17 protein-coding genes are annotated in these 16,051 nt (G+C 57.8%); 11 read left to right on the top strand and 6 right to left on the bottom strand.

The features are described 5' to 3' along the window. Window positions 1-919, bottom strand: a 919-nt coding sequence (locus MOV76_RS24585) for a VCBS domain-containing protein (RefSeq protein WP_247265483.1), incomplete at its 3' end; no start/stop codon positions are given. A 614-nt stretch (window positions 920-1,533) separates the two neighbouring features. On the opposite strand from MOV76_RS24585, the gene MOV76_RS24580 reads away from it, so the two are divergent. Together MOV76_RS24580 and MOV76_RS24575 are read left to right on the top strand one after the other, a co-directional pair. Then, complete coding sequence (locus MOV76_RS24580) at window positions 1,534-1,707, top strand: hypothetical protein (RefSeq protein WP_018446286.1); 174 nt, start codon at window positions 1,534-1,536, stop codon at window positions 1,705-1,707. A gap of 174 nt (window positions 1,708-1,881) precedes the next feature. Beyond that, window positions 1,882-2,814 carry a hypothetical protein gene (locus MOV76_RS24575; RefSeq protein WP_130717017.1) on the top strand — a complete coding sequence of 311 codons (933 nt, stop codon included), beginning with the start codon at window positions 1,882-1,884 and terminating at the stop codon, window positions 2,812-2,814. Window positions 2,815-2,860: 46 nt separating this feature from the next. Here the strand turns inward: MOV76_RS24575 and MOV76_RS24570 are convergent, their stop codons facing one another. The 3 genes from MOV76_RS24570 to MOV76_RS24560 form a co-directional block, all read right to left on the bottom strand. Then, window positions 2,861-3,304: an SRPBCC family protein gene (locus MOV76_RS24570; RefSeq protein WP_018242667.1), complete on the bottom strand. Its 444-nt coding sequence runs from the start codon at window positions 3,302-3,304 to the stop codon at window positions 2,861-2,863. 114 nt (window positions 3,305-3,418) lie between these two features. Beyond that, window positions 3,419-3,832, bottom strand: coding sequence for a GFA family protein (locus MOV76_RS24565; RefSeq protein ID WP_130717019.1), 414 nt, complete (start codon window positions 3,830-3,832; stop codon window positions 3,419-3,421). Window positions 3,833-4,090: 258 nt separating this feature from the next. After that, window positions 4,091-4,783, bottom strand: coding sequence for a type 1 glutamine amidotransferase domain-containing protein (locus MOV76_RS24560; protein ID WP_247265482.1), 693 nt, complete (start codon window positions 4,781-4,783; stop codon window positions 4,091-4,093). A gap of 459 nt (window positions 4,784-5,242) precedes the next feature. Here MOV76_RS24560 and MOV76_RS24555 point away from each other — a divergent pair, with 459 nt between their 5' ends. After that, complete coding sequence (locus tag MOV76_RS24555; protein WP_130717023.1) at window positions 5,243-5,719, top strand: DUF4168 domain-containing protein; 477 nt, start codon at window positions 5,243-5,245, stop codon at window positions 5,717-5,719. A 240-nt stretch (window positions 5,720-5,959) separates the two neighbouring features. Here MOV76_RS24555 and MOV76_RS24550 read toward each other — a convergent pair whose 3' ends face one another. Continuing rightward, the gene (locus MOV76_RS24550; protein WP_018242671.1) at window positions 5,960-6,346 is read right to left on the bottom strand and encodes an ectoine synthase; all 387 of its coding nucleotides are present in this window, start codon (window positions 6,344-6,346) and stop codon (window positions 5,960-5,962) included. Between the two features lie 130 nt (window positions 6,347-6,476). Here MOV76_RS24550 and MOV76_RS24545 point away from each other — a divergent pair, with 130 nt between their 5' ends. The 7 genes from MOV76_RS24545 (at window position 6,477) to MOV76_RS24515 (ending at window position 14,255) form a co-directional block, all read left to right on the top strand. Continuing rightward, window positions 6,477-7,355, top strand: a complete 879-nt coding sequence (locus tag MOV76_RS24545) for a LysR substrate-binding domain-containing protein (RefSeq protein ID WP_130717025.1) — start codon at window positions 6,477-6,479, stop codon at window positions 7,353-7,355. 223 nt (window positions 7,356-7,578) lie between these two features. Further along, window positions 7,579-9,234, top strand: coding sequence for a bifunctional diguanylate cyclase/phosphodiesterase (locus MOV76_RS24540; protein ID WP_130717027.1), 1,656 nt, complete (start codon window positions 7,579-7,581; stop codon window positions 9,232-9,234). A 75-nt stretch (window positions 9,235-9,309) separates the two neighbouring features. Further along, on the top strand, window positions 9,310-9,819 hold the full coding sequence (locus MOV76_RS24535; RefSeq protein ID WP_130717029.1) for a hypothetical protein: 510 nt from the start codon (window positions 9,310-9,312) through the stop codon (window positions 9,817-9,819). Further along, window positions 9,816-10,988 carry a class I SAM-dependent methyltransferase gene (locus MOV76_RS24530; RefSeq protein WP_018242675.1) on the top strand — a complete coding sequence of 391 codons (1,173 nt, stop codon included), beginning with the start codon at window positions 9,816-9,818 and terminating at the stop codon, window positions 10,986-10,988. Before MOV76_RS24535 ends, MOV76_RS24530 begins: the two co-directional genes overlap by 4 nt. Then, complete coding sequence (locus tag MOV76_RS24525; RefSeq protein WP_166480136.1) at window positions 10,985-13,345, top strand: SpoIIE family protein phosphatase; 2,361 nt, start codon at window positions 10,985-10,987, stop codon at window positions 13,343-13,345. The genes MOV76_RS24530 and MOV76_RS24525 overlap by 4 nt, the downstream gene beginning before the upstream one ends. 3 nt (window positions 13,346-13,348) lie before the next feature. Then, entirely contained in the window at window positions 13,349-13,909 is a 561-nt protein-coding gene (locus MOV76_RS24520) for a slr1658 superfamily regulator (RefSeq protein WP_018242677.1), read from the top strand. Window positions 13,910-13,916: 7 nt separating this feature from the next. Then, entirely contained in the window at window positions 13,917-14,255 is a 339-nt protein-coding gene (locus MOV76_RS24515; RefSeq protein ID WP_003560625.1) for a slr1659 superfamily regulator, read from the top strand. Between the two features lie 158 nt (window positions 14,256-14,413). Here the strand turns inward: MOV76_RS24515 and MOV76_RS24510 are convergent, their stop codons facing one another. After that, window positions 14,414-14,851, bottom strand: coding sequence for an Lrp/AsnC family transcriptional regulator (locus MOV76_RS24510; protein ID WP_018242678.1), 438 nt, complete (start codon window positions 14,849-14,851; stop codon window positions 14,414-14,416). A gap of 139 nt (window positions 14,852-14,990) precedes the next feature. On the opposite strand from MOV76_RS24510, the gene MOV76_RS24505 reads away from it, so the two are divergent. Next, the gene (locus MOV76_RS24505) at window positions 14,991-16,046 is read left to right on the top strand and encodes an ornithine cyclodeaminase (RefSeq protein ID WP_247265481.1); all 1,056 of its coding nucleotides are present in this window, start codon (window positions 14,991-14,993) and stop codon (window positions 16,044-16,046) included. Window positions 16,047-16,051: the final 5 nt, after the last annotated feature.

Here is a 16,051-nt window from a genome sequence, read left to right as displayed (position 1 = left end):
TGCCGGAGGCATTCGGATCGCCGCTGCCGGCCGCACCCGCCTCGACCGTCGCCCGATCGTCGGTGACCGTCGCATCGACGACGATCGAAGCCGCATCGTTGGCGCCGGTGATGGCGACGACGATGTTGTGGCTGGCCGTGCCGTCGAGCGAGCTGACGCTCAGCGTGTCGCTGACGGCGTCGCCCTGGTTGAGCGCCTGCGTCGCGGCCCGGTTATTGTCGAGCGTATAGGTCCAGCTGCCGCTGGCGGCATTGAAGGTGAAGCTGCCATAGATGCCGTTGAGGGAGGCCGGGGCGGCAAACGCCGCCTCGCCGTCGTCGACATCGCTGACCGTCAGCTTGCCGGAGGCATTCGGATCGCCGCTGCCGGCCGCACCCGCCTCGACCGTCGCCCGATCGTCGGTGACCGTCGCATCGACGACGATCGAAGCCGCATCGTTGGCGCCGGTGAGCGAGATCGAGACATTTGCCTCGCTCAGCGTGCCATTGCCGAGCCGTATCGCGTAGACGAAACTATCTTTGAGGATTTCACCGGCAGACAGCGTGTTGATATCCGCGCCCGAGCCCGCGATGCCGCTTCCGTCACTAAGACGGTATTCGATCTTTCCATTATTGATCCTGACCCAATTGCCGAGCAGGGACTTCTCCCAGGCAGATGCCCCATTCGCTCCGACGTCTTTCGCAAGAAGCTCGTAGTCGGCGGTAATTGGATTGCCATCACCGTCGTCGACCGAAAAGAGGGATTTGGCATTCCCGCCAAGATCATTCGACATGACGTCGAGGGTTATGGTTTTGGTGGCCGCATTGTAGAGCTGGAGACTGAGCAGTTGGTCTTCTGTCCAGATGTAAGAGTCATCCTTCGCCTGCGGCGTATTGGAGAAAGAAGTCGTGCTGCCGCCGCCGGTGCTTTGCGTACTCATAAAAATAACCCCCCACAATACAAAACAAGTAACCCGGCATTGATTCAAGATTAGCAAGCCAGCATGACACGCGTTGAACATGCGATCGTGCCGATATTATCGGCAACAATGCCCATATTTCTTAAATCAGAACCGGAATACTCCCAATCCCTAATAAAGTGTTAACACATATACTGTGGAATGAAAGACGATTTTCTTGCGATGGTAAATTTATCCAGGAATTCGCTGCGAGAGACGCCGAAGTCGCAGACCTCGATCCCGACCAGCAGTGGGGTGGGATGGCGGCGCGCAAGGCGCTTGCGAAGCGCAGGCCCAAACTTTAGAGCCTTTCCGCTTTTCCTCGCTTAGGTCGGCACCGGCTGCTCCACGCCGTTCATCGGGATGTTGTCCCGGATCGGCTTTCTACAACGAAGCCAAAAGAAGGAGCTCCAAATGTCCGACGTGCGAATATTTCCATCGGGTCAGCGGCAGCGAAGCGGGACACCGACGACGGGTGAGCAAACGTTTCCCCCAAGCCCGCCGCCGACGTAAAGGACACCGCCCTCCGCAAAAATATGGAACCGTGTCGTCCGCCATCGGTTGACCAGATGTCCACCTCAAACATGGAGCCGAAAATGAGCAAGACCAACGTTCGTGAACTCCAGAAACGCGCCGAACGGCAGGTGAGGAACACCAGCGCCGGCGGCCATCTCGGCGGGACATATTTCGGGCAGCAACCAGACGGAAAAACCGCCTCGTCGACCAACAACGACAGCGCCAAGGCACGCCCGAACAACGGAAGCAAATAGCGCCGCAGGCCTCACCTCACCTAGGTGAGGAATTCTCCTGCGCCCAGGGATCTGGGCGCCTCCCCTGCTTGAGCCATCCACCTCGCTATTGATCGGCGACGCCTCCGCGCTAGCTTCTGCTCGCGGCCGAGCGACCGCGGGGGATACGATCTTTGGGCGAAGGCGGAGGGCGACGTGGCATTCTATTCGATTGACGATGCGATCCGGGAACTTGCACCGGCTCTCGACAAGGCGCCGGCGGGCGCGGTCAGCGGCGAATGGACATCCACCACGATGCAGGCAGGGCATTCCTCCCGGACGGGCGGCTACCGCGATGCCGAGGGAAACTATGTCCCTGAGGCCTCCAGGCATCCGCTCGATATCATCTCTGATGTCGTTGAAAAGCTCGGTGCATCAGGGATGCCCCGCTTCAACAAGGTGATAATCCGCTGGAGGAAGCCGAAGTTCCCCTTCATGCGGGGAGAGATCACGCTCGAAACGAGTTATGACCGGACGATCGTGCCGCGCGGCCCCGACGACCCGATCTACGAAACCGCTGCCGCTACGCGGCGCGTCTTCTGGCGGAGCCGCGGTACAGTCCAGGAGGATTTTGCCGCAGAGCGCGGAACGGCCAACATTCACGCCCAGACGAAATGGTTCGGCCCGCACCGCCGGATCCTCGCCATCCATGCGCCGGGAAGGCTGACGCTTGCCACCGACGGGCTGTCGACCCCCTGGGCCGGCATATCCGAGCCTGAGAACGGCGTCGAGTGCGAGGTTTTCATGGAATTCGACGCCGCGACACTGGATGCGGCCGGGATCGAAAACTGGGCGAACCTGTTGATCAACATCGGCGACCTCGTGGCAGACGGTTATCGTGTCGCCCGCGATGTCGAGAAGCACGGCGCCATCCTGTTCTGCCGGCTGACTGAGGATTACCGCCCGATGACCCGGATCGTGCTCAGCCGTGACGCAGGCCGGATCGACGGCCTGCCTTTCGGCTCCGAGCCGCTGATCCTGGCAACGCCGATCAAGGAAGCCGAAATCGAGGGGCAGGACCTTTCCGACGACTGGGGCGCTGCGGCCGCCCGCAACGCCCTGGCCAAACGCGGCATCGGCAGTAATTGATGTCGCAGGCGCCGGGCGGTTGCCGCCCGGCAGGCGCGATCTTGCGCTATTCCTGGATGTCGGGTTCGACGACCCTGGCAAGGTTTCGCAGCGACTCCTGCCAGCCGAGATAACAAGCCTCGGGCGGAATGACGTCGGGCACGCCTGCCTGTACGATATCCACCTCGGTGCCCACCGAAACCTTCTTCAGCGTCACGGTGACTTCCATTTCGCCCGGCAGGTTGGGATCGTCGAACCTGTCGGTGTAGCGCAGACGTTCGCCCGGGACGAGCTCGAGATATTCGCCGCCGAAGGCGTGGCTATTGCCCGTCGTGAAGTTGCGGAAGGACATTCTGAACGTGCCGCCGACAACCGGCTCCGAATGGTGCACAGTGCAGAGGAAGCCGTTCGGCGGAAGCCACTTGGCAAGCGCGTCCGCCTCCAGGAATGCGCGATAGACTTTCTCCGGGGTGGTCGCCAGAACGCGGTGCAGGCGTATGGTACTCGGCATAGTCGTGATCCTTTTTGGATTTACGGAATGGACGAACCTAGGACGGACGTGGCTTGGCCGATCCGACACCGGATCGAATTTTTCTTCAAGAAGAATTCGATCCGGCGTCGCGGCTCAACCAGGCATGCCATCGAACTGCGGAAGATCGAGCGGCATTGCCCAGGCCAGCCGGCGCCGGGTGAACATTTCGACCCCCGGCTTGATCAGTTCGGGCCGGTCGAGGCTGCCAAGCGTCACGAAGACGAGGCCGGGAAAACTCTCGAGGTTGCTGCTGAATAACCTGGCGCCGCAATCGGGGCAAAAGTTGCGGTCGAGCCCTTTGCCTGAATCGGCGATGTAATGAAACGCCTTCGGGCTGCCGCTGATCACGGTGAAATCTTCCTGCGGCACGGCGAAGAACGTGGCGGCTTCGCCGCCCGTTGCCCTCTTGCAGTCCAGGCAATGGCAATTGGCGACAAAGTTCGGGTCCGTGTCGAAGGCAAATCTTACTGCGCCGCAGGCGCATTGCCCGGTATATTTCCTGGTCATGTCAGATGCCTCCCATCCCGTGTTCGAACGTCGTGCGATTGGCACTCCACCGCCTCAGCGCGCCGCGCGTCCTTTCTGACGCACAAAGGACGCTCTAACTCTTTCAATCGTCGCATCGGCCCGACAATCAATTCCGATTTTCGGGCCGATGCGCTGGTGTCGCAGAGGTCGTCGAAACCCACCTGCGGCCGGCGTCGGCACAAGCCGAATGAGGAGATCTCGCCCCCGGGCGGCAATCATGCCCAGGGGCTGAAGTGCTTAAGCCGCTGCCTGCTTTCCCAAGGCATCAAGCAGCGTCCGGGCGCCCTGTTTTGACGAAGCCGGGTTTTGGCCGGTGATCAGCAGGCCGTCCTGGACGACATGCACGCCCCAATCCGCCGTCTTCGAAAACTTTGCGCCCTGCTCTTTCAGGACGTCCTCGAGCAGGTAGGGAACGACCTCGACCAGGTGCATGGCCTCTTCTTCTGAATCGGTGAACCCCGTGACGGCCCGGCCCTTGGCGATGGGCTTTCCATCCGGCGCTTTCACATTCGTCAGGATACCGGGTGCATGGCACACGAGCGCCACGGGTTTTCCCGCCGAAAGCATGTCCTCGATAAGCGACAGCGCATTGCGATCGTTCGTCAGATCCCAAAGCGGGCCGTGCCCGCCGGGGAAGAACACGCTGTCATAGTCTGCCTGGTCGATTTCAGGAAGCTTGATGGTGTTTGCGAGCGCAGCCATTGCGGCCACGTCTCGTTCAAACCGTCTCGTATCTTCCGTCTGGAACGTCGGCTCATTGCTCTTCGGATCGAGCGGAGGCTGGCCGCCCTTCGGCGAAGCGAGTGTAATATCGACCCCGGCGTCGCGGAAAACGAAATAAGGAGCAGCAAGCTCCTCAAGCCAGAATCCCGTCTTCTTGCCGGTGTTTCCCAACTGATCGTGCGATGTGAGAACCATGAGAATTTTCATTGCTCAGCTCCTTCAAGCCAGCCGGCGGACAACACCGTCGGCGCCCGGTTTTACGGTGAATACTGCCTGCATCTCATGCTGAAACGGGAGAGGACATAGAGCAGCTGCGCTGCGAAACAAGCTCTCCCGCGCGGTGTTTGCTAGAATTGCTTTAGCCGAAGCCTAACCAGACAAACGGAGGTCGCGCGCGACATCCGTTCGCTGGACTGAGCCGACCAAGACCCGCGCTGTAAAAGAGCAGCGTGAGACCCCGGGCTGACCGGCTCGCGCTGGAATTTCCCGCACCAGTCGACATGCCGGCGGTCACAAAGCCGCCGCTCAATCGTCAGCAAATCGCCCCGTTACCGCCGCACCGTGCCCTCTTAGAGGTTCCATCGTCGCGACCTCGCCGGCCTTTGAGCGGCTGAGCGATCGACCGAGGCGGTCTTGCTGCCGATCAAATCATGCACTTGAAGAGGAATGAATATGATCAATCGTTACACATCTGTCGCAACATTGAGCACTGTGGTCTTCAGTCTGCTTGCTTTCAGCCCGGCATCCGCTGTCGACATGGCCCAGGCGCAACAGCAGCCGGCACAGGCGCAGCCGCCGGCTCAGGGCCAGACGCCGATGCAGGGACAGCAGGGCGGCACCGGTGCGACAGCAGCCGTCAGCGATCAGAAAATCGAGGCCTTCGCCGTTGCCTACCTGCAGGTCGACAAGGTGAGGCAGGAGTATTCGGCCAAGATCGGCGCGACGAAGGACGAGACTGCCAAGCAGCAGCTGCAGGAGGAGGCCAAGAAGCAGATGGTCGACACCGTCAAGGCTTCTCCCGACATCTCCGTCGAAGAATACTCGTCGATCCTGACGGCCGCCCAGAGCGACCCGGCTCTGGCCAAGAAAGTTCTGGAAAAAATCGGCACGCCGCCGCCGGGCCAGCAGCAGCCGCAGCAATAGGCTGCGCGCGGCGCTGTAAGTCGCCACGAACAGGCAGCGGACGCCTTGCCGTTCACGCCGGAAGCAGTGCCCGCCATTTGCCGGGCTCTGCTTTCCACCTAAGAAGTCGACGAAATGATCGGCTAGAACAGCATTATATTGGGCCGGGTCGGCCTAAAATCTGAATCCTGTTCTACATTATATAGTGAGAGCATGATGTCGTCCGAAAACCGCTCACATTTTGCGGCATCATGCTCTGGCTCAGTATTGCGACCCGCTCTTGTTGTTCAGGTCGTGCCGTTCGGTGCCCGTCAGCGGCGGGTTGAAGATGCTGACCAGAATGAGATCCTGATCCTTGCCGCCGCGCAGATAATGGCGGTCATGCTTGTCCAGCACATAGATATCACCGGCGCGGATCGGAAAGACGTTGCCGTCCATATCCTCCACTTCGCCCTCGCCCTTGATGCAATAGCAGGCCTCCAGATGATTGCGGTACTGAAGCAGGGCTTCGCTATTGGCGCGAACGACGGTATGGCACACCGTAAAGCCCATGCCGTCGTCTTTGGTCAGCAAGCGGTGGCTCGTGCCGTTGCCCCAGTCGACGAAACGCTCGGTGAGCTCCACCTCCTTCAGATTTCTGACGAACATCGCCGATTCTCCTGATAAATTATTGAAGATGCAGCGATGATTCTTTTTTATCGCTCACGACAATTAGCTATTGAAATGGCTGGCATTTTCAAATGATGATTCTTGCGTCATCTGTGAGGAAATTTTACAAATGCAATTGCCGCCGTTGAACGCCCTGCGCGCTTTCGAAGCCACGGCCCGCCTGATGAGCCTTTCGAAAGCGGGCGACGAGCTGCACGTTACCCATGCGGCGATCAGCCATCAGATCAAGCATCTGGAGACCTGGCTCGGTCGCAAGCTGTTGCAGAAATCGGGCCGCGGTGTCGCGCTGACCGCAGCCGGCGGCGAATATTACCGCGCCGTGTCAGGATCGCTGGCGGCGATCGCGCATGCGACCGGCAACATGCGGCGCGATCACAACATGCGGGCCATCACCGTCGGCTGCATTCCCTCGATCGCCTCCCGCTGGCTCGTCCCGGCCCTGCCCTCCTTCCAGGAGAGCGACCCCGATCTCGACGTCAGGATCGTCTATGCACGCGCCGAAGAACGCTTCAACGACGAAAGCCTGGACGTGCTGATCACCATGGGCGAGGATCTGAGCGGCGGCAGGGAAAGCCGCCTGCTCTTCTCCCGCCGCAACCAGCCCGTCGCCAGCGGCCATTACCTTGCCAAACGCAACTGGACGATCGACGACGTCTCGCTCGCCGGCGCCGATCTGCTGCACGATGAATCCGCCGACGGCTGGAAGGAATGGTTCCGCAAGGCCGGCCAGAAAGCGCCGGAGCCGCTCCGGGGTCCGATATTCCAGGATTTCAACATGCTGGCGACGGCCGTAGTCGCCGGCCATGGCGTGGCGCTCTGCCCTGTCGAGGTGTTCCGCCGCGAGATCGAACGCGGCGATCTGCTGGTGCTTTCCGGCATCGCGACGGCAGAAAACCAAGGCTATTACGTCATATCGAACAGCTGGGCGAAAAAGCCGGTGCGCCGCTTTATCGACTGGTTCATGACGGAGTGCGGATCGGGCGCGTGAGATCCCCTGCCCGCAATTTATCGAAGGGTCGCCGCCGAGACGATGGATGCAAATGGGTCGCGAAAATAAAGATGTGGCATAAGCCCATCCGTGAGCGAGTTGGGCCGAGGTTGGGGATTGTTAATCAGAAATGCCTAATGTAAATCTTGGCGTGCACAAGTTGTGTGGGAGCTAATTTGCTACAATATCTGGTTATGACATGAGACTAAGGAGGGCCTCGGACATGCAGAAAATTCGTGCGGCCCCCTCGGCGCTCGGACAAACAGAGGCGAGAGCTTCGAGCTCGATCGACCGGCTTTTGTTCTTTGACCGCGATTTCAATCCCGTCGAGAATTTGCTGGGCACTGAGCTGCCTGATTCTGTCAAACCAGCAGCGTCGTTTTGGGAACATTTTCCAGAATTGGACAAATCGGCGATCACACTCGCCCTCCGTTCATTGGGCGACAGTGCCCAGCCTTTGCAAATATCGGGGGATTTTGGCGCGCCAGCGTCGCACGGACTGACGATCTATCGGATCGGAGATCTGTTTGCCGTGGTTCGGTCCGAGGAATCTATCGACGATGAGCGGGCGACCCTTTTGCATCTGGCCACCCACGATCCGCTCACTGGACTGCCGAACCGACGCCAGTTCAGCGAGGACCTCGCTGTGTTGTTACGGGAGACCGCAGGCTCGAACGAGACTCTGTCCCTGATGCAACTCGATCTTGACGATTTCAAACCCGTTAACGACACGCTTGGGCATCCGGCCGGCGACAAGCTCCTTCAGCTTGCTGCAAGCCGCATTCAAGAGTGCCTTACCAGCGACGACAGAGCCTATCGACTGGCGGGTGACGAATTCACCGTCATATCAAGGGGCCCGGGACATCCCGCCAAAGGACACCAGCTAGCAGAAGCTTTGGTTGATGCATTCAAAAAGCCCTTCACGATAGATGGCATCGCGCTATTTGTGGGTGCCAGCATCGGCATATCTGCTGCTCCACCGGACGGTACAAATCCGGAGCAGCTGATGAAGGCGTCCGACGTCGCACTCTACGCCGCGAAGAAGGACGGACGCGGTCGCGCAAGACCGTTTGATCCCTCCATGCTTGAGTTGCTGGAACAACGCGAACTGCTGCGCCGCAGCCTTCGCATGGCCCTGGTCCAACAACAATTCTCTATCGAGTACCAACCCATCGCCGAGGGCGGCTGCATTGTCGGCTTCGAAGCATTGCTCAGATGGAACCACCCTCTACTTGGAAAAATCCCACCAACCGCATTTATTCCGATGGCCGAGGCCGATGGAATCATGCCGGAAATAGGTGCATGGGTTTTGGAGCAGGCATGTCGCGAGGCAATGAAGTGGCCGCAGAACTACATCGTCGCGGTCAATTTGTCCGCGGCTGAATTCTTGACAAGCGGCCTCACTGATCGGGTATCCCAAACGCTAGACTTGATCGGGTTGCCGCCAGACCGTCTGGAGCTTGAGATAACCGAAAGCGTGCTCCTTGAGCGGACCGTCAACAATATCGACACCCTGAATACTCTCAACGTGCTAGGGATACGAATCTCGCTTGATGATTTCGGGACAGAATATTCTTCCTTGAGCTATCTGAAGACATTCCCTTTCGACACGATCAAAATCGACAAATACTTTATCACCGACCTCGAAAGCGATCTGAAAGGCCAGGCAATCGTCCGCTGCATCGTTAACCTCGCCCATGACCTCGATATGCAGGTGACAGCCGAAGGGGTTGAGACGCCAGGTCAGGCGGAATGGTTGCGCAGTGTGGGCTGCGATAGACTTCAAGGCTATTTGATTAGCAGGCCGCTTCCGGTCGAGGCGATTGGCGAGTTCATCACCCGGGCGGAAACATCCGTAAGACCCGCGCTACCACAGTGAACAACCGATTTTCGCCGCGCCTTTAGCTATCGCGTGCATCAACCTGACGCCCCAGGCAAACGAAAGGAGGGTGTATTGGAACAGGAAGCAGCGAGCTTCGATGACCATGCATTTGCGCCGATGGTATCGCTGGAACTGAACGTTGCGATGTTCAAATCCCGATGGCAGTTTTGCGACAGGATTACCGAATACCTCTCAGACATTCTCGGCCAAGGTCACAGCGATCCCGCTCGATATTCCAATTTTCTTTCCATCGCGACGAATGAGCTCATTGAACTTGCTTTCCGTTCAACGAGCGAGCCAGGAAGGATAAGTTTCAGTCTCTATCGGAGCGCGACAGTCAATCGGCTGAGAATTGTCTTTCCGGGCGAGGAAGCATTTGGCCGAAAGCACGCCAATGCAAGATCAAGTGAACGCCAGCCGGTCCCCGGCGCCGGCTCTGGATACTTGGTGATGAAGTCCGACGGGACGGTTTTGCTCAGCGATTTGGCAGCAATATTCCGCGCCACGATCCGGATTGAGAAAGACGGCGGACAAGGGATACAAATCATTGCGGATTTCCCCTCGGCCGAGGACTTCCGATGAGCCTACTCCCCCAGCCCTTCACTGTTCATTTTGATCCGACAAATCAGGAGCTGTTGCTGTCTGGCAAGATGCGACCGGAAAGCGCCACTGAGATTGCCGATGCCCTCAAGCTGGTGCAGCAAAGTTTGGAAAAATACAGCGGGATCGTTTACCTCAATGTCAAACGTCTGACGCACATTAACATGACTGCCTTCGTAACCCTGTCCGATGTCCTCGCGGCAAGCTGTCGGACCAGGCCAGAACGGAAGATTGTCATCATCACGTCGAGCGTAGTGGCATGGTCGACCTCTTTGTTCGAGACGCTGGCGGCATCACAACCAAACTTGTCGGTTGAAGTCTACGATTCGGCATTTTATCCGGGCCAGAGCTTTGTCGAGGACGAGACTTTCATCCCCATTCTGCGCACCCAGACGAAAATGACATGGAGGCACGAACGTGAACTGTTGCCTCGCCACGGCCTGCGCAGCGGTCTTGTCATCGCGGATATCTGTTGCGGAATTGGTGATTTCGCGGCCTTGGTTCAGAGGGAATTTAAACCGGCACGCCTTGTCGCGCTGGATCATTCCGTGCGCAGCCTCGAATATGCTCGCAGGGTCGCTGCCGACTTCGATCTGCAGGGAATCGAGTACACCTATGGTGACGCCTCCCAAATGCTGCTGCGAGACAATCAATTTGACTTTGTGACCTGCCGACATTCGCTGCAGATTTTCAACCGTCCCGAGATGCTGCTGCGGGAGCTCTACCGCATCTGTAAGCCTGGCGGCCGTGTCTACATCACGAACGAAAAAAATTCGCATTGCCTCGGCGAACCACATGCTGAAACAATAAGATGGACTTACGAGGAAGTCGCCAAATTGTTCAGGTATTTCGACATGGATGTCGAGATGGGGCCGAAAAGCCGCCATCTCCTCGCTGACGCGGGGTTCGATAGTATCAAGGTCGATTCCTTTATGGTCACCAACCTTGACGGGGACCCCCAAGACTTCGCGGACATCATCGAAGCTTGGGAAAATGTCTATGCGGGTGAGATGGCCGTTCGACGGGGCGACTCGTTGGATTTCATTCGCAGGTTCCGGCAGGGATTCAAAGATCATGTCTTTGCTGCTCTTCACCCCAAGGGTTATGCAGGCTGGCCGATCTGGGCAGCCTCCGGCCGAAAGCCGCTATGATGGACGAGAGATCATTGAAGAGACCGACAAGACTAGGCTCATTTCGGGCAAAATTCATCCTGGTCGTCGGTGGAGCAGTTCTCTTTGACTTGCTGGTCAGCGGCGGGCTGGCACTTTGGAACGTTCAGAGGCTGTCGCGCGACGCAACCCTCGAAGTCGGACAGGGCCTTGAAGCGGCAAACCAGGAATACATTCGTACATATGCTGATTCCACCGCAGCCCAGGTGAGTTTGCTCCTGCGGCAGGTTCATAACGACGTCAGCACCTTGGCAGGTGTGCTCCAGGCGCAGATCGACGATCCCGAGCGTAATTCCGACGTTGGCGCGGCGATCGCTCGCACATCGCCCAGCAGCGTCAGCCTTGCTTACGATCAGACGGGAAAGTGGTCTCAGAACGCTCCGGGCTCCGTCTCGGTTGTCAGCGTCTGGAGTTACTTGCTCGGACAAGACCACAACCCAAGGTCTGACGTCCAGACCGATATCCAGACGAGCGCGGTTCTGGACCTTGTTGCACCGAGCCTGCTGCAGCACGGTGCTTCAAAGCTGCAGATGTATTACATCGGATCGAAAGAACGACCAATCTTCCGGACAGCGCCCTATACCGACCAGGCTCAAACCTTCGACCGCCTCTATCCGGGTCACAACGAGGCCAATTTCTGGGACTTCTTTTTTCCTGGACTTTATGAGTCCTGGCAGGGCTGGGCCAAGGATATGAAAACGCGGCCGGTCGCGGACGATATAACGCAGACAGCTCCATATACCGATGCCATTACCGGGAAACTGATCGTCAGTTTCTTTCATCCACTATGGACAGCCGACAGGAAGGATGTCGCCGGGACGGCTGGCGCGGACATAACACTCGACCAGCTCGCGCAGACTGTTGAAAATGTGAAAGTGGCCCAGTCCGGCTTTGGATTTCTCGCAATGTCCGACGGAAACGTTGTGGCGATCAACAGCACAGGCGAAAAAACGCTCGGTCTGCGTTCTGCGAGCGATGCAAGCGGAACCGGCGTGACCGGATTGGAGCGCTCCCTGAAGGGAAGCTCCCAGCCTGCCATAGCGAAACTGGCCCTTGACCGCGAACAGGGCATCCAACATTTGCTGCTGCAGCAGGACGGCAACCAGGTCCCCTACATCTTTATCGTGAAGAAGCTCCCCGCGACCAATCTCTGGCTCAGCGGCCCGGTTCGGCAAGAGGCAATGTCTCTTGGTGTGGTTGTGCCTGAACGAGAAATCGAAGCCTCCCTCTATGCGGCCCAGGCCAAGATTTCAGACGCTACGAACCGGATCGTGCTCTACCAAATTCTAGCGATCTTAATGTCGCTGCTTATTGTAACGATCGCGGTATTTGCGGCTTCGAAACGAATAACGGGCGGAATCAGTGCGCTTGCAGATGCCGCCAGACGGATACAAGCGAAGGACTATTCGGTCAGGGTGGCCATATCAAGTAAAGATGAGGTCGGCGAGGCTGGAGAAGCATTCAACCGGATGGCTGAGCAGATCAGCTATCACACCGAAAATCTCGAGCAACTCGTCGAAGAGCGAACCGCTCAAATCGAAGATGCAAAGGAAGAGATTTCGACACTGAACGCACAGCTCCAGCGAGAAAATCGACGTCTCGGAACAGAGCTCGCCGTCGCCGAAAGAATCCAGCTCATGGTTCTTCCGCTGCATCAGGAGCTTGAGGAGTTTCAGGCCCTCGAGATCGCAGCCTATATGAGACCGGCGGAAGAAGTGGGCGGCGATTATTATGACGTCTTGAAGAGCGGAAACCGATTGAAGATCGGCATCGGCGACGTCACCGGACACGGGCTCGAAAGCGGCGTATTGATGTTGATGGTTCAGTCCGTCGCCCGCGCCCTGCAGGAAGCCGGAAACACCGATGCAGTCAAATTTCTCACAGACCTGAACAGCGCCCTGTTTAAAAACATAGTGAGGACTAAAATCGATAAGCATCTCACTCTGGCGTTTCTTGACTACGACGGAAAAGAGATGATCCTGTCGGGACAACACGAGGAAGTTGTCGTCGTGCGGGCGAACGGCAAGGTCGAGCGCATAGACACCATGGATCTGGGCATACCGATCGGGCTGGAAGCCGATATTTCTGCCTTCATTAAAACCCGTGAAATAGCGTTCGAGAAGGGGGACGTCATACTCCTGCATACGGACGGCGTGACAGAAGCCGAAAACGACGCGGGAGAACTGTTTGGCATCGAACGTCTGTGCCGCGAAGCACTTCGCCTGAAGGATCAGAGCGCTGAGAAAGTCGTTTCCGGAATTGTAGCGACATTAATGCTCTTTATCGGATCGCAGAAGATTTACGACGACATCACGCTTCTCGCAGTGCGACATAGGTGAGACATGACGCCAACGGTATATGGTATCGAATCTCTGGTGGGCATAAGCCTGGATTCATGCACTCGCCTTACGTTAAGCGATGGACCGCTTCAGCTTGGATGGAAGCACTCGGGAATGACCTCGGACTTCATAGCGGAAGTCATGGCTCTGCCGTATTCACGGTCAAGGAAAGACTACGTGCAGGCGCATCATGACATCGGATATCTGAGCAATGAGTTGATCGAAAATGCCGTTAAGTTTCGACAGCCTGGGGAGATCCTCATTGAAGCCGGCATATTCGACGGAACTTTTTTAATAAGGGTCAAGAACACGATCGATGGCGTGACATCATCTCGGTTTCAGCTACTGCTGCATCGCCTTCAATCGAAGGACCCTGGGGAACTTCTTCTTGAGCAAATCGAAACCAATGCCATATCGGCAGCAAGCGGTTCGGGCTTGGGGTTGCTCACCCTTTTGAGCGACTATGACGCAAAAATGGCATGGGCATTCGAAGGGAATAATGACCGGCATATCATACTGACGACGACTGCGGCTGTGGCGATGCCACCCTCCTCCAATCTGTGAGCGAAGAATGGAAATCAGCGACGAAAACTTCCGCGTGTGGGCTGAGAAAAACGAAGTGTATTTCGATGGCGTATTCAGGCTGGCCGGACCGGACGCCTATGCGCCGATTTACTCATTGGTATTCGGCCTGCTCCACGAGGGGCACAAACAGGTGACGTTCAACCTGACGGGTCTCGAATTCCTCAATTCCTCCGGCATAAATCTCTTGGCTAAGCTGACTATTGAAGCCAGAAAGATGGGCGACCTCCTGCTCGTTGTCAAAGGCACCAACCAATATCCTTGGCAGGCGAAGTCGCTCCCGAATCTCAAGAAGTTACACCCGCTTCTCGATTTGCGCTTGGCGTGATTCTCTTTCGGAGGAGAGCCAATTCACACCTCGACGCGCCGTCATAAATCGAAGCCAACGCCAACAGCTGCCGAATCAGTATCCTTGGCTCTTCGCCAGCCCCCCGCAGCGCCAGCCCGTGGTGATGGCGCTCCGCGGCGACCCACGCTTGGCAGCCCTCAGACGCTGCTGAGGAGGAGACTGGTCTCGCTGTTTGCGACACCGTCGATCATGCGCACCTCGCGTAGAACCCGGTCGAAGTCGGCAAGGCTTGCGGCCCGGATATCGGCGACAAGGTCCCAGTTGCCATTGGTCGTGTGCAGCGCTGAAATCTCCGTCAGGCCACGGAGCTTTCGTATGACCTGGGTGGTCGATTTGCCGACAACCTCGACCATCATCACGGCACGCACGGCGTTGACGTCGTAGTCCTCCCGCACCCGGACGGTGAAGCCGAGCAGCGTACCCGTCTCCATCAGGCGATCCAGCCGGTTCTGAACTGTGCCGCGTGCGACACCTAGTGCATCGGAAAGCTTGCTCAAGGAAGCGCGCCCGTCGGCGCGGAGGTGAGCGATAATCCGGCGATCCAGATCGTCGGGTGCGTATTTCGCGATGGTCATATTGCCTCCTTGCTAAATTCGCGCAAATTAACTGAACGAATTGCACAATTTACTGCCAGAATTAGCACAGATTTGAACTTTCGGCCAACATGCAGGACAGTTAGTCTTTCTCCTCGAGCATATGCAGGAGGAACTCAGCATGTCGTCGCCCTTTCCATCGGAAAAAGCTCTCGTACCCTTCGTCAGCGTCGAGAACATGATGCGTCTTGTCCACCACATCGGCATCGAAACCGTTTTGACCGAACTTACCGACGTCATCGAGGCGGATTTCCGCCGCTGGGGATCGTTCGACAAAACCCCGCGTGTTGCCTCTCACTCCGGCGAAGGTGTGATCGAGCTGATGCCGACTTCGGACGGCGAAATCTACAGCTTCAAATATGTAAACGGCCATCCGAAGAACATGGCGCAAGGCCTGCAGACCGTGACGGCTTTCGGCCTTCTGGCAGAAGTTTCGACCGGCTATCCGGTGCTGCTCACCGAAATGACCCTGCTGACAGCGCTGAGAACCGCCGCAACTTCAGCCATGGCCGCGCGGCACCTCGCACCTAAGGGTGCCCGCACAATGGCCATGATCGGCAATGGCGCCCAGGCGGAATTCCAGGCGCTTGCCATGAAAGCCGTTTGCGGCATCGATCACATCAGGCTCTACGACATCGATCCGCTAGCGACGGAAAAGATGGTCCGCAACCTTGCAGGTACGGGGCTGACGGTGACCGCCTGTAGCTCGTCCCAATCGGCTATCGAAAATGCCGATATCATTACGACCTGCACCGCCGACAAGCAGTACGCGACGATCCTGACCGACAACATGGTTGGCTCCGGCGTCCACATCAATGCCATCGGCGGCGACTGCCCGGGCAAGACCGAGCTGCACCGCGACATCCTGTTGCGCGCCGACACCTTTGTCGAATATCCGCCACAGACCCGCATCGAGGGCGAGATCCAGCAGATGGATGCCGACTATCCCGTCACCGAATTCTGGCAGGTTGTGACGGGACAGGCGACCGGTCGCCGCGATGCCAGTCAAATCACCCTATTCGACAGCGTCGGTTTCGCGATCGAGGATTTTTCCGCTCTTCGTTATGTCCGTGACAGGCTCAGGGGGACCGGGCTTTACCAGGACCTCGATATCATCGCCGATCCGGACGATCCGCGCGACCTGTTCGGCATGTTGCAGCGCGCAAAGCAGGCATAGGAGCG

Source organism: Rhizobium sp. PRIMUS64 (assembly GCF_023006465.1).
Classification (GTDB): Bacteria; Pseudomonadota; Alphaproteobacteria; order Rhizobiales; family Rhizobiaceae; genus Rhizobium; species Rhizobium leguminosarum.
Note: the sequence above shows the minus strand (reverse complement) of the source record. Positions and strands in the feature narration are given on the sequence as shown.

Bases quoted from the DNA above. Each gene is read 5' to 3' on its own strand.
- MOV76_RS24580 (WP_018446286.1), top strand. From the start codon at position 1,534: ATGAGCAAGACCAACGTTCGTGAACTCCAGAAACGCGCCGAACGGCAG.
- MOV76_RS24570 (WP_018242667.1), bottom strand. From the start codon at position 3,304: ATGCCGAGTACCATACGCCTGCACCGCGTTCTGGCGACCACCCCGGAG.
- MOV76_RS24565 (WP_130717019.1), bottom strand. From the start codon at position 3,832: ATGACCAGGAAATATACCGGGCAATGCGCCTGCGGCGCAGTAAGATTT.
- MOV76_RS24560 (WP_247265482.1), bottom strand. From the start codon at position 4,783: ATGAAAATTCTCATGGTTCTCACATCGCACGATCAGTTGGGAAACACC.
- MOV76_RS24555 (WP_130717023.1), top strand. From the start codon at position 5,243: ATGAATATGATCAATCGTTACACATCTGTCGCAACATTGAGCACTGTG.
- MOV76_RS24550 (WP_018242671.1), bottom strand. From the start codon at position 6,346: ATGTTCGTCAGAAATCTGAAGGAGGTGGAGCTCACCGAGCGTTTCGTC.
- MOV76_RS24545 (WP_130717025.1), top strand. From the start codon at position 6,477: ATGCAATTGCCGCCGTTGAACGCCCTGCGCGCTTTCGAAGCCACGGCC.
- MOV76_RS24540 (WP_130717027.1), top strand. From the start codon at position 7,579: ATGCAGAAAATTCGTGCGGCCCCCTCGGCGCTCGGACAAACAGAGGCG.
- MOV76_RS24530 (WP_018242675.1), top strand. From the start codon at position 9,816: ATGAGCCTACTCCCCCAGCCCTTCACTGTTCATTTTGATCCGACAAAT.
- MOV76_RS24525 (WP_166480136.1), top strand. From the start codon at position 10,985: ATGATGGACGAGAGATCATTGAAGAGACCGACAAGACTAGGCTCATTT.
- MOV76_RS24520 (WP_018242677.1), top strand. From the start codon at position 13,349: ATGACGCCAACGGTATATGGTATCGAATCTCTGGTGGGCATAAGCCTG.
- MOV76_RS24515 (WP_003560625.1), top strand. From the start codon at position 13,917: ATGGAAATCAGCGACGAAAACTTCCGCGTGTGGGCTGAGAAAAACGAA.
- MOV76_RS24510 (WP_018242678.1), bottom strand. From the start codon at position 14,851: ATGACCATCGCGAAATACGCACCCGACGATCTGGATCGCCGGATTATC.
- MOV76_RS24505 (WP_247265481.1), top strand. From the start codon at position 14,991: ATGTCGTCGCCCTTTCCATCGGAAAAAGCTCTCGTACCCTTCGTCAGC.